We start from the raw sequence: 12,476 nt of genomic DNA on the forward strand, positions 1-12,476 counted from the left end.
CGGTCAGCGTTCGCCGGCCGGTGGGGGCGCGGCGCCGCGCAGCACCAGCGCGCTGTTGAATCCGTCGAAACCGCGCGCGCCGACCAGCGCGATCCGGCTGCGCGGCGGGCGGGGCTGCCGCAGGAACGTCAGCTCGCAGCCGGGCGCCGGCTCGTCCGGGCCGGCCGAGGCGGGCAGCATCCCACGGCGGAACGCCAGCAGCGCGGTGGCCGCGTCCAGCGCGGACCCGCCCTGGTGGGCCCGGCCGGTCAGCGGCTTCTGCGTGGTCACCGGCGGGGTCCGGTCGCCGAACACGGTACGCAGCGCCGCCGCCTCGGCCCGGTCGTACGCGGGCACCCCGAGCGCGTCCGGCCAGATCACGTCCACGTCGTGCGGGCGTACCCCGGCGCGCTCCAGTGCCAGCCGCAGCGCGCGGGCGTAGTGGGCCGGGTCGGGTCCGGTGGCCGGGTCGGTGGGCGCGGCGTCGTGGGTGGCGGCCCAGCCGGTGATCTCCCCGTAGACGCGGGCGCCCCGGGCCAGCGCGTGGCCGAGTTCCTCCACCACGAAGACCGCGCCGCCCTCGGCCGGCACGTACCCGCTGGCCGCGACGTCGAACGGCCGGTACGCCCGCTCCGGGTCGGACACGTCGCTGAGCAGGCCGGAGCGGAGCTGGCAGGCCAGCGCGTACGGGCTCAGCGGGCACTCGGTCGCCCCGGCGATCACCACCGGTGTGCCCCGGCGGATGGTGCGCACCGCGTGCGCCAGGCTGTCCAGCCCGCCGGCCGACTCGGACACGGTCACCCCGGACGGTCCCTTGAACTGGTGGCGGATCGACAGCTGCCCCACGCTCGCGGCGTAGAACCAGGCGATCGACTGGTACGCCCCGACTGTGCGGCTCGGCCCGCCCCAGAGCCGTTGCAGTTCCCGCTGCCCGAACAGGTTGCCGCCGGAGGAACTGGCGAGCGTGACCGCCCACTGGTACGGGTCGGGCGACACCTCGGGCAGTCCGGCGTCGGCGAGCGCCAGCTTGGTGGCGGCGAAGCCGAGGTGGGTCCACCTGTCGGTCTGCACCCGCTGCCGGGTGTCGCTGAACCCGGCCGGGTCGAAGCCGGCCACCTCCCCGGCCACCCGGGTCGGGTAGCGCTCCGGGTCGAACAGCGTGATCGGCCCGGTGCGCCGGGTGCCGGCGAGCACGGTGTTCCAGTGCGCCTCGGCGCCGATCCCGCTGGGCGCGACCACGCCGATGCCCGTCACCACGGCACGCGCGGTCACGGTGCCGTCACCGCGAGCCGGCGGAACACCATCGCCGACTGGAAGCCGCCGAACCCGCTGCCCACCGACAACGCCACGTCCACCGGCACCTCCCGGGCCTCGTTCGGCACGTAGTCCAGGTCGCACTCCGGGTCGCGGGTGGTCCAGTTCGCCGTCGGCGGGACCACGCCGTACTCGATGGCGAGCGCGCAGGCGGCCATCTCGATCGAGCCGATGGCGCCCAGCGAGTGACCGACCATCGACTTGATCGAGCTGATCGGCACCCGGTACGCCGTCTCCCCCAGCGCCCGCTTGAACGCCGCAGTCTCGTGCCTGTCGTTCTGCCGGGTGCCGGAGCCGTGCGCGCTGACGTACGACACGGCCGTCGGGGCGAGCCGGGCCTGCCGCAGCGCGTCGCTGATCGCCACCGCCATCTCCGCGCCGTCCGGGCGCAGCCCGGTCATGTGGAAGCCGTTGCTGCGGCTGGCGTACCCGGCGACCTCGCAGTAGACGTGCGCGCCCCGGCGGCGGGCGTGCTCGGCCTCCTCCAGCACCAGCACCGCCGCCCCCTCGGCGAGGACGAACCCGTGCCGGTCGGCGTCGAACGGCCGGGAGGCGTGCTCCGGATCGTCGTTGTCCGGGCTGGTCGCGCCGATCGCGTCGAACGAGGCGACGGTCACCGGGGAGATCGGCGAGTCGGCCGCGCCGGCCAGCACCACGTCGGCCTCGCCGTCGGCGACGAGCTGGTGGGCGTACCCGATGGCGTCGATGCCCGAGGTGCAACCGGTGGAGATCACCTGCGCCGGGCCGTGCAGGCCGTGCCGGCAGGCCACGTCGGCGGCCAGGCTGCTGGGCACCAGCGCCTGATAGAGGTACGGCCCGCCGAGCGCGTGGTCGACCAGCCACTGCCGGCCGGAGTCGCTGACCCGCACGTACTCCTGTTCCAGCGCCATGGTCCCGCCGACGGCGGTGCCGAGAACCACCCCGGCGCGTTCCCGCTGGGCGTCGGTGAGGGTGAGGCCGCTGTCCGCGAGCGCCTCGGCGGAGCAGGCGAGCGCGAACTGCACGTACCGGTCGGCGCGCTGCCGTTCGGCGAGCGTGATCCCGGCGGCGTCCGGGTCGAAGTCGCACTCGGCGGCGATCTGCGAGCGGAACGGCGACGGGTCGAAGAAGCTGATCCGCCGCGTCGCGGTGCGTCCCTCGGTGATCGTCTTCCAGAAGCGGTCCCGGGTGGCGCCGCCGGGTGCGACGACGCCGATGCCGGTGACCACGGTGCGCCGGCCGGTCACGACGGCTCCCGTGGCGGCGGTGCCGCGCTCTCGGTGTCGACGTGGCCGAGTTCCGGGCGGGGGGCGAGCGGTCCGAGGTGGAACACCACCTCGGCGGGCTCGGCGCCGGTGTTGCGCAGCCGGTGCCGCACGTCCTTGGGTACGTAGAGCGCCTCCCCGGCGGCCACCGGCACCGGCACGTCGTCCAGGTCGACGGTGATCGCGCCGCGGGCGACGTAGAGGAACTCCTCGCTGTACGGGTGGTAGTGCTCGGCGATCCGCTCCCCCGGCGCGAGCGTGGCGACGCCCATGAATCCGGAGGTGCTGCCGACCGTCTTCGGGCCGAGCAGCACCCGCAGTTCCCCGCCGCGGCGGCGGTCGGCCGGTACGTCGTGGACGGAGACCCGGGCGGTGGTGGTGTCGGTCATCGCGCGCCTCCCGCATGCGCCCGCTCGATCTTCTCCTTGATCACGGCGAGCTGGATCGTGCTGTTGGTGTTGATCCGATCGGTCATGCCGGCGTTGTCGACGGGCGCGTCGGGCTTCATCGCGAAGTCCTGCGTCCAGGTCATCCGGGTGCCGCCGGGCGTCTCGTCGTAGCGCCAGTGGATGCGCATGTACTCGAACGGGCCGGTCTCGACGCGCCGCGCGTGCACCTCGCGGGTGGCCGGGTCGGCGGTGCGTTCGCTGACCCAGCTCCACGCCACGCCGTTGGAGTCCGGGTGCATGGTGAGCCGGAAGCGCACGGTGTCGCCGTCGCGGTGCAGGATCTCGGCGGTCGCGTACTCGGTGAACAGCTCCGGCCACCGGGCCACGTCGTTGGTGATCTCCCAGACCAGCGGCAGCGGCGCGGCGATCTCCACGGCGTTCTCGGTGTGCCCGGGCGGGTCCGCCTTGCGGGCCACCAGGTCGGCGACGCCGGCGATGCTGAGCTGCCCGGCCTGTTCGGGGATCTTCACCCGCCACCTGTCGGCCACCACCGCTGACAGTTCGAGCAGGGCCAGCGAGTCCATGCCCAGTTCCTCCAGGCTCGCGGCGGGCGCGCCGGCGGCGGCGTCCGGGTCCAGGCCGCAGTGCGTGACCAGGATGTCGGTGATCTCGCGGGCGAGCGGGCGGTCGGGGGCGACGGTCATCGTTTCCTCCAGGTGGTCGGGCCGGCGCCGGGCACGGCGCTGACGGGGGTACGGCCGCCCGGCTCGGCAGCGCCGCGCGGATCGGGCACGACGGCCCGCGCCGCCTCGGCCGGTGGGCCGTCACCGGCGGGCGGGACGTCACCGGCGGGCGGGACGTCACCGGCGGGCGGGGCGTCGTCGGCGGGCGGGGCGAGCAGGCGTTCCACCAGGGCGGTGGTGTGCCGGGCGGCGCGGAACGCCGGGTCGCGCAGCACCCGCCGGGCGAACGGGATGGTGGTACGCACACCGGGACCGGCCACGTCGAACTCGGCCAGCGCCCGGTCGAGCCGGTCCAGCGCGGCGTCCCGGTCCGGCGCCCACACCGCCACCTTCGCCAGCAGCGAGTCGTAGTGCGGGCTGACCAGGTAGCCGACGTGCCCGTGGGTGTCGACCCGGGTGAACGGGCCGCCCGGTGGGCGAAACCGGTCCAGCCGGCCCGGCGCGGGCGCGAAGTCGCGGTCCGGGTCCTCCACGTTGACCCGGCACTCGATCGCCACGCCGTCCAGGCGTACGTCGGACTGGCGCAGCCGCAGCGGCGTGCCGTACGCCACGTGCAGCTGTTCCTGCACGAGGTCGATGCCGCTGACCATCTCGGTGACCGGGTGTTCCACCTGGATCCGGCAGTTGATCTCCAGGAAGTGGCAGCGTTCGGCCTCGTCGACCAGGAACTCCACGGTCCCGGCGCCGGTGAAGCCGACCGACAGCGCGCCGCGCAGCGCCACCTCGGCGACGGTGTCCAGGGTGGCCTGCCGCAGCGCGGGCGCGGGCGCCTCCTCGATCAGCTTCTGGTGCCGGCGCTGCACCGAGCAGTCGCGGGTGCCCAGGTGCACGCCGTTGCCGTGGCCGTCGCAGAGCACCTGCACCTCGACGTGGCGGGCGTCGGCGAGGTACCGCTCGACGTACACCCGGTCGTCGCCGAACGCGACCTGGGCGGCGGCGCGGGTCCGGGCGTACGCGCGGGGCAGCTCGGCCGCCGAGCGCACCACAGTCATGCCGCGCCCGCCCCCGCCCGCCGCGGCCTTCACGATCACCGGATAGCCCACTTCGGCGGCCACCTCCTGCGCCTCGCCGACGGTGGGCAGCGTCCGGACGCTGCCCGGCGGCAACGGCAGCCCGGCCTTGCTCATCAGCGCGCGGGCCGTGGACTTGTCCGCGAGCGCGGCCATCACCTGCGGCGGCGGGCCGACGAAGACCAGGCCGTTCTCGGCGCAGATCTCGGCGAAGTCGGCGTCCTCGGACAGGAAGCCGTAGCCGGGGTGGACCGCCTGCGCGCCGGTCTGCCGGGCGGCCTCCACGATCGCCGCCGCGTTCAGGTAGCTGCGGCGGCTGGCCGCCGGGCCGATCCGTACCGCCTCGTCGGCGAGCCGTACCGGCAGCGAGTCGGCGTCGGCGCTGGAGTGCACCATCACCGTGCGCACGCCGAGTTCCCGGCAGGCGCGCAGCACCCGCAGCGCGATCTCGCCCCGGTTGGCGATCAGCACCTTGTCGAACATCAGGAGTCCCGTCCGGTGACCGGTTCCAGGGCGATCAGCGGCTGGTCGTACTCGACGGGCTTGCCGTCGTCGACCAGCACCTCGACCACCCGTCCGGCCTGGCCGGCGGTCACCTCGTTCATCAGCTTCATGGCCTCGACGATGCCGACCACCTGGCCCGGGCGGACCATGTCGCCGACCGCGACGAACGGCATCGCGCCGGGTTCGGGGGCGCGGTAGAACGTGCCGACCACCGGTGAGCGCACGGCCGGCCGGTCGGTCACCGGCGCCGTACGCGCGGCGGGTTCGGCGGCCCGGGCGGAGAGCGCCTCGGCCGGGTCGGCGGTGCGCTGCGCCGGCGCCGCCGGGTCGTGCCACTCGACCTCCAGCACCGACTCGCCGCTGCGCAGCCGCACCCGGCGTACCGGCCCGGCCAGGTCGGCGACGAGCTTGCGGGCCTGCCGGCGCAGCCCGTCGAGCACCTGCTCGGACTCGGCGTCCGCCATCACGCCACCTCCGCCCGGTCACCCGGCGGCGAGGCCGGGGACGGGCCGGCGGCCGAGCGGGCCGCGCCGAAGCGGCGGAACCGCTGCCGGCGGCGGCGGACCAGCGTGGCCGGAGGGACGGTGAGCAGCGGCGCGAGGTTCGCCGCGACCGCCCGGCGCAGCAGCTCGGCCGCGCCGCCCGGGTCGGCGTGGGCGGCCGGGCGCGGCTCCGGCACCAGCTCGTCGACGACGCCGAGGCGGCACAGGTCGGCGCCGGTGAGCCGCAGCGCGCGGGCCGCCTGCGGGGCGGCCGAGCTGTCCGGCCAGAGGATCGCGGCGCAGCCCTCCGGGCTGATCACCGAGTAGACGGCGTGTTCCAGCATGAGCACCCGGTCGGCGACCGCGAGTGCGAGCGCGCCGCCGCTGCCGCCCTCCCCGGTGACCACCGCCACCACCGGCGTGGGCAGCACGGTGAGCGCGAGGATGTTCTCCGCGATCGCCGCCGCCTGACCCTGCTGCTCGGCGCTAACCCCCGGGTCCGCGCCGGGCGTGTCCACGAGCGTCACCACCGGCAGCCGCAGCCGCGCCGCGAGACGCATCAGCCGCAGCGCCTTGCGGTGCCCGGCCGGGCTGGCCATGCCGAAGTTGCGGGTCACCAGCTCGGCGGTGGTGTGCCCCTTCTGGTGACCGATCACCATCACCGGCCGTCCGTCCAGGCGGGCGATGCCGCCGACGACAGCCGGGCAGTCCGCGCCGAGCCGGTCGCCGTGCAACTCCACGAACCCGTCGAACGCGGTCTCCAGGTAGTCCAGTGTGGTCGGCCGGCCCGGGTGCCGCGCCGTGCGTACCGTCTCCCAGGGGTCGCGGTCCGGACGCGCGGTCGCTGTGGGCGCGGTGGCCGGCGGGCGCGGCGCGGGCGGGTTCTCCGGGGCGCGGCGGCCCGCCTCGGCGGCGGCGAGCAGCGCCGCGAGCCGGCCCCGCAGCGCGTGCCGGGGCACCACCATGTCCACCTGGCCGTGCCGCAGCAGGTACTCCGCGGTCTGGAAGCCCTCCGGCAGCGTGGCGCCGGTGACCTGGCGGATCACCCGGGGCCCGGCGAAGCCCAGCCGGGCGCCGCTCTCGGCCAGCACCAGGTCGGTGTTGGTGGCGAAGGAGGCGGCCACCCCGCCGTACGTCGGGTCGGTGACCACGCTGACAGTGAGCAGGCCCGCCTCCCGCATCCCCGCGACGGCCTGGCTGACGGTGGCCATCTGCATCAGCGACAGCGCGCCCTCCTGCATCCGCGCCCCGCCCGACGCGGTAACCAGCACCAGCGGCATCCCGTCGGCGAGCGCCCGCTCGGCGGTCCGGGTGATCAGCTCACCGACCGCGCAGCCGAGGCTGCCGCCGAGGAAGCGGAAGTCCATCACCGCCAGCGCGACCGGGTGCCCGCCCAGCCGGGCGGTGCCGCAGAGCACCGCCTCGTCCAGGCCGGTCGTCGCGCGGGCCGCGCCGAGCCGGTGCGGGTACGGCAGCTCGTCGACGAACTCGATCGGGTCGACGCGTACCGCCCGGTCCGGCAGCGGGACGAACGAGTCCGGGTCGGCCAGCTGCGCCACCCGGTCCGGCGCGTCCAGCCGCGCGTGCGAGCCGCACTCCGGACAGACGTCCAGGTTGCGGCGCAGCCGCTTGCGGTAGAGCAGCGACGCGCACCCGTCGCACCTCGACCAGAGCTGCTCGTCGCGCGGGGCGGTCGTGGTCACCGTGGCCGCCCGGCGGTGTCGTGGGCCGGCGCGTCGTAGCGGTAGAAGCAGTGCGCCATCGCGTCGCGCGGCGACCGCCAGGTCGGCAGGTACGGCGAGACGTACGGCCGCAGCCGCTCGCTGATCCGGATGAACTCCGGATGCCCGCGGTTGTCCTCCACCGCGCCCTGCGCGGGCGTCTCCGTCTCCAGCAGATGGACGTAGAGGTCGTGCAGCCGGTACAGCGAGCGGTGCCGGACCCCGACCAGGCCGGGCAGCTCGGTCGCGTCGGACTCGGCGAAGATCTCGGCCACCCGGTCCTCGGCCGTCGGCACCACCTTGGCGATGATGAGCGAACGGTCCATTCGCGCCTCCTGCACGTCCCGGTGCGCGGCGAACCGGTCGCGCCGCACGGATTGCCACACGGTCGCGCCGGAGGCGTCTACCGGGCGTCAACCGGGCCCCATCGCGCCACAAACATGGTGACGCTGCGTTGACGCAAGCTGTGCACGAGCTATGGGAAGATCGCTCTCCGATTTTCGGGTGACGACACTTCTTCGCAGATCACGGGCGTATTACCAAGCCCACTACGGACAGTCAGGTGACCGACCGACCGTTGACTGAGAGTAACAGGCGTTGATATTCTGCGTCTCGGTCAGCCCGGCCACGGCAGAGGTTCCCGACCGTGGCGGAGGCGTTCCGACACCGGCGTCGCGGGCGGCGGTCCGGGCAACGCGATACGTCGGGACGAGGGTTCCGGTGCTGGGGGTGCGCCGTGGCGGGTGGATCGAGAATGCCGACGGCGGGCGAACCCGCCCCACGGGTGTCACTGCACCTGCTCGGCGGCTTCCAGCTGCTGCACGACGACACGCCCGTGGTCGTACCCCGGGGGTTGCAGCGCGTCATCGCCCTGATCGGCCTGCGCCCGGCCGCGACCCGCAGCCACCTCGCCGGGCTGCTGTGGCCCGAGACGCCTGAAGAGCGGGCGCTGTCGTCGCTGCGGACCGCGCTGTGGCGGCTGCGGCAGGATCCGTGCTGCCCGCTGCGCACCGACGGCGACACCGTCCGCCTCGGACCGACCGTCCGCCTCGACGTGGACGACCTGGTGGAGACCGCGGCGCTGGTCCGCGAGGGCACCGTCCCGCGCGGCGCCGCCGGCGCCGGCCGCCACGACCTGCTCCCCGGCTGGTACGACGACTGGGTGCTGCTGGAACGCGAACGGCTGCGTCAGCTGCGCCTGCACATGCTGGAGGAACTCGCCGGCAACCACCTCACCGCCGGACGGCACGGCGAGGCGCTGGAGGCGGCGCTGGAGGCGATGGCCGCCGAACCGCTGCGGGAGACCCCGCACCGTCTGGTGGTCCGCATCCACCTGGCCGAGGGCAACGCGTTCGAGGCGGTCCACTCCTTCTACGTCTACCGCGATCTGCTGCTGCGCGAACTACGGCTGGAACCGTCCCCGGCGATGACCGCGCTGCTCGACGACACCCTCGCGCCGATCCGCCGGGCCAGCCGCCCGGAGCCGCCGCCGCGCCGCACGGACCGGACCGCCAAACCGGCGCCGCGCGCCCCCACCTCACCGTCGCCACCACCATCAATGCCCCGGGGTACGCGGTGACGGCGAGGTGACAGCGCGACCGGCACCGTGAGGCCAGCACCGCGGCGGCGAGAGGGGTCACGATGAGTCGACTGTTGGTGGTCAGCCGGATCGTGCCGGGCGCACAGGGGCGGGTGGCGCAGATCTTCGCCGAGGCCGACGCCACCGAACTCCCCCACCTCACCGGCGTCCGGCACCGGTCGCTGTACTACCTGCACGACCTGTGCGTCCATCTGATGGAGACCGTCGACGTCGCCCCCGATCTCACCGCGGAACTGCGCGACAACCCGCTCTACGAACAGGTGAACAAGCGGCTGTCCGCGCACACCTCCCCGTACCTGCCGACCTGGCACTCGCCCCGCGAGGCCGTGGCCGGCTGCTTCTACAGCTGGGACTCCGCCGACACCCCTGCGCCCGACCGGATCCACTGACCGGCCACGGGCGACGGACGGGACGCCCCGGAACCACGCACGGCACCCGGGTTCCGGGGCGTCTCCCCGTTCTCCGATCCGCTCGACGCCGCCTTTCGGCACACGCTCGGTCATCCTCCGGGCACCGGCCGACACCGCCGGTCCCACCGTCGTGGCCCGGCCCCGGGCTGCCTGTCGTGCGCCGCGCGCGTGTGCGAAGCTGCCCCGAGTCTTTCGCCACCGTCGTACACGTACATAGAAGGAGGTTGGCCATGCCGTCGAGCTTCGGGCAGTGGCTGTTCGTGATCCTGGCCCTGCTCATCGGATTCGGCGTCGGCTGGGTGGTCGTCGGCCGTCGCCGGTCCGGCGCCCCGGCGACGCCCACGGTGGAGACCGCCCCCGCGGTGACCGCCACCGTCGACGAGCCGCGCCCGGTCGCTGTGGTCGACGAGCCCTCGGCCGCAGCCACCGTGTCCGAGCCCCCCCCCGCCGAGTCCGCGACCGCCGAGCCGGCCGTCGCCACCGCCGCCCGCTCCGACGACGAGCCGGCCGCGTCCTCTCCCGCCGCCTCCGACCCGGTCGTGTCCGAGCCCGCAGTGTCGGAGCCCGTCACCTCCGAGCCGGTCGTGTCCGAGCCGGTCGTGTCCGAGCCGGTGTCGGCGACGTCCGAGACCGAGCCGGTGTCCACCGAACCGGTTGCCACGCCCGTGGCCGACGCCGAGCCGGTGACGGCTCCGACCACCGTCGACGCCGAGCCGGTGACGGCTTCGGCCACCGCCGTCGACGCCGAGCCGGTCGCGGAGAAGGAGCCCGCGGTCGGCGCAACCATCGACACGCCGGCCACCGAGGCCGCGCCGGTCGAGGCCACCGAGCCGGTCGCCGTGCCCGCCCCGCGTACCTCGGTCGAAAACGACGTCCCCGCCGCGGCGGACACCGACGCGCCGGACGACTTCCGGCGGATCCAGGGCATCGGGCCGAAGCTGGCCACCGCCCTGCAGGATGCCGGGATCCGCACCTACCGGCAGCTCGCCGAGCTGGACGAGGCCGCGCTGCGGCAGACCGTGAAGGCCGCCGGCCTGCGCTCCGCGCCGGGCCTCGCCACCTGGCCGCAGCAGGCCAAGGTGCTGGCGGGTGCTGCCGCCGACGCCGAGCGGGTGCTGCCGGCGAGCGCCGAGTAGACAGTCCTCCACATTCCGGGCCGGTGGTGACGATGGTCGCCACCGGCCCGGCGCCTTTCCCCACCCCGTCACCTCCCCGACCTCGCGGCCCGCCCCGCCAGTGCCCCGAAGTGGTGACATCAGCACCCCGCCGACCCCGCCACGACCCCGAACCGGCGGCCGCTCCACCAGCACCAGCACCCGACGTGGTGACATCACCACCGCCGCCCCGGGCCGGTATGCCGGAAAAGTGACCGCGTGCGGGCGGGCATGGCTACGGTCGGTGAAGGGCCGGCCCGGCCGGCCGCACGAACCGCCACCCGCAGGAGCATGTCGTGCCCACCGCAGCGCCGGAGCCCGCCGGCCGGCGACCGCCGGTCCGCGATCCGGAGGCGCCGCGCCGGGTGACGCTGCTCGAACTCTTCTTCGACCTGGTCTACGTGGTGGCGCTCGCGTTGATCTCGCGCAACCTGGTCGGGTCGGTGAGCTGGGAGCGGGCCGCCGAGTCCCTGGTCATGCTGATGGCGATCTGGTGGACGTGGGCGATCACCACCCTGGTCACCGACATCTACGATCCGCGGCGCACCGAGATCAAGCTGCTGATCGTGGCGGTGATGTTCGGCGCGCTGCTGATGACCACCGCCATCCCGGAGGCGTTCGGCGCCCGGGGACTGGTGTTCGCCGGCACGTACGTGGCGATCCATCTCGGACGCGGCCTGTTCCTCATGCCCGCCGTGCGGCGGCACCCGCAGAGCAACCGCCGGGTCCTGCGCATCTTCGCCTGGTTCGCCGTGTCGGCCGTGCCGTGGCTGGTCGGCGCACTGGCCGCGTACGGCACCGCCCGGTTGTGGTTCTGGGCCGGCGCCCTGGCCATCGACTACCTGGGGTTCCGGCTGGCGTACCCGGTGCCGGGTCTGGGCGCGGTGCCGGAGTCCCAGCGCAACGTGACCGCCGAGCACCTGTCCGAGCGGTACCAGCAGTTCTTCATCATCGCGCTCGGCGACGCCGTGCTGGTCGCCGGCACCGTGTTCAGCCTGCACCACTCCGAACTGGAGAACCTGGCCGCCTTCACCGTCGCGTTCGCCACCACGCTGCTGCTCTGGCGCATCTACGTGCACAAGTCCGGTGAGCTGCTGCCGCACGCCATCGCCCGGGCCGCCCAGCCGAGCCGGTTCCTCAACACCGCGCCGTACACCCATCTGCTGATGGTGGCCGGCGTGGTGACCACCGCGGCGGGCTTCGACCTGGTCCTGCTGGAACCGACCGGCCACACGCCGCCGGCCTGGCTGGCGGTGATTCTCGGCGGGCCGGCGCTGTTCCTGATCGGCCGGGGCGCGTTCGAGTACGAGGTGTTCAGCCGGGTGTCGGCGTCCCGGCCCGGCGGGATACTGGCGCTGCTCACGATCGCCCCGGCCGGGTTGTTCCTCGCGCCGGTCTACGCCTCCGCCGGGGCGATGCTGGTGCTGGCCGGGGTGGCGTCCGCCGACTACCGCCGCAGCCGAGGCCGGCCGCCCGAGGAGCCGATGCCACCGCACTGAGGTAATCGGAATCGGCCGTGCCGGCACCGGTGCGCCGTTTGGCGGATCACCCGCACGGGGTACAAGGCCTCCACCTCGAATCCACCACAACCCCAGTGGAGGCAACTGATGCGCGGCACCTCGATAGTCGGCGTCCTGGTCGTCATCTGGCTCATCATCGGCGCCATCGCCGCCGGTCAGCGCGGCTACTACGGCAACGACGAAACCAACTGTGCGGAGGCGGGCACGATCCTGGTCACCATCGTGGCCGGCCCGCTGAACTACATCGGCGCCAACCCGAAGGTGGACTGCAAGCTTCCCGAGCCGTCGAAGTAGGCCACCACCCCCGTACTCCCGGCCCGCGCCCGCCCGGCGAGCGCGGGCCGTTCCGTGCCCGCGGCGCGGGCCGTCACCATCCCTACGGCGTCCTAGGAGGCTGGGCTTCGCC

13 protein-coding genes are annotated in these 12,476 nt (G+C 74.4%); 5 read left to right on the top strand and 8 right to left on the bottom strand.

Annotation, left to right across the window (positions count from 1 at the left end):
• Nucleotides 1–3 precede the first annotated feature (3 nt).
• The 8 genes from OC439_RS01120 to OC439_RS01155 are packed head-to-tail and all read right to left on the bottom strand — an operon-like array spanning nt 4 to nt 7,712.
• Nucleotides 4–1,251: a beta-ketoacyl synthase N-terminal-like domain-containing protein gene (locus OC439_RS01120; RefSeq protein ID WP_262011746.1), complete on the bottom strand. Its 1,248-nt coding sequence runs from the start codon at nt 1,249–1,251 to the stop codon at nt 4–6.
• On the bottom strand, nt 1,248–2,519 hold the full coding sequence (locus OC439_RS01125) for a beta-ketoacyl-[acyl-carrier-protein] synthase family protein (RefSeq protein WP_262011747.1): 1,272 nt from the start codon (nt 2,517–2,519) through the stop codon (nt 1,248–1,250). Before OC439_RS01125 ends, OC439_RS01120 begins: the two co-directional genes overlap by 4 nt.
• Complete coding sequence (locus OC439_RS01130; protein ID WP_262011748.1) at nt 2,516–2,926, bottom strand: cupin domain-containing protein; 411 nt, start codon at nt 2,924–2,926, stop codon at nt 2,516–2,518. Before OC439_RS01130 ends, OC439_RS01125 begins: the two co-directional genes overlap by 4 nt.
• Nucleotides 2,923–3,630, bottom strand: coding sequence for an SRPBCC family protein (locus tag OC439_RS01135; protein ID WP_262011749.1), 708 nt, complete (start codon nt 3,628–3,630; stop codon nt 2,923–2,925). Before OC439_RS01135 ends, OC439_RS01130 begins: the two co-directional genes overlap by 4 nt.
• Complete coding sequence (locus tag OC439_RS01140) at nt 3,627–5,162, bottom strand: acetyl/propionyl/methylcrotonyl-CoA carboxylase subunit alpha (RefSeq protein WP_262011750.1); 1,536 nt, start codon at nt 5,160–5,162, stop codon at nt 3,627–3,629. The genes OC439_RS01135 and OC439_RS01140 overlap by 4 nt, the downstream gene beginning before the upstream one ends.
• A complete protein-coding gene (gene accB / locus OC439_RS01145) occupies nt 5,162–5,647 on the bottom strand; it encodes an acetyl-CoA carboxylase biotin carboxyl carrier protein (protein ID WP_262011751.1) in 486 nt (161 codons plus the stop codon). Before accB ends, OC439_RS01140 begins: the two co-directional genes overlap by 1 nt.
• Nucleotides 5,647–7,368: an acetyl-CoA carboxylase carboxyltransferase subunit alpha gene (locus OC439_RS01150; RefSeq protein WP_262011752.1), complete on the bottom strand. Its 1,722-nt coding sequence runs from the start codon at nt 7,366–7,368 to the stop codon at nt 5,647–5,649. Before OC439_RS01150 ends, accB begins: the two co-directional genes overlap by 1 nt.
• Nucleotides 7,365–7,712, bottom strand: a complete 348-nt coding sequence (locus OC439_RS01155) for a TcmI family type II polyketide cyclase (protein ID WP_262011753.1) — start codon at nt 7,710–7,712, stop codon at nt 7,365–7,367. The genes OC439_RS01150 and OC439_RS01155 overlap by 4 nt, the downstream gene beginning before the upstream one ends.
• 410 nt (nt 7,713–8,122) lie before the next feature.
• Between OC439_RS01155 and OC439_RS01160 the strand changes: the two genes are divergently transcribed.
• From OC439_RS01160 to OC439_RS01180, 5 genes are all read left to right on the top strand, one after another.
• Nucleotides 8,123–8,965 (top strand): BTAD domain-containing putative transcriptional regulator, encoded by an 843-nt coding sequence (locus tag OC439_RS01160; RefSeq protein ID WP_262011754.1) that lies wholly within the window; start codon nt 8,123–8,125, stop codon nt 8,963–8,965.
• A 62-nt stretch (nt 8,966–9,027) separates the two neighbouring features.
• On the top strand, nt 9,028–9,375 hold the full coding sequence (locus OC439_RS01165; RefSeq protein ID WP_262011755.1) for a TcmI family type II polyketide cyclase: 348 nt from the start codon (nt 9,028–9,030) through the stop codon (nt 9,373–9,375).
• Between the two features lie 251 nt (nt 9,376–9,626).
• Nucleotides 9,627–10,532, top strand: coding sequence for a helix-hairpin-helix domain-containing protein (locus OC439_RS01170; protein WP_262011756.1), 906 nt, complete (start codon nt 9,627–9,629; stop codon nt 10,530–10,532).
• A gap of 314 nt (nt 10,533–10,846) precedes the next feature.
• Nucleotides 10,847–12,049: a low temperature requirement protein A gene (locus OC439_RS01175; protein WP_262011757.1), complete on the top strand. Its 1,203-nt coding sequence runs from the start codon at nt 10,847–10,849 to the stop codon at nt 12,047–12,049.
• A 108-nt stretch (nt 12,050–12,157) separates the two neighbouring features.
• On the top strand, nt 12,158–12,364 hold the full coding sequence (locus OC439_RS01180) for a hypothetical protein (protein ID WP_013286658.1): 207 nt from the start codon (nt 12,158–12,160) through the stop codon (nt 12,362–12,364).
• The last annotated feature ends 112 nt before the right edge of the window (nt 12,365–12,476 follow it).

The sequence above is a fragment of the Micromonospora sp. Mcm103 genome, from assembly GCF_024519755.1.
GTDB classification, from domain to species: Bacteria; Actinomycetota; Actinomycetes; order Mycobacteriales; family Micromonosporaceae; genus Micromonospora; species Micromonospora aurantiaca.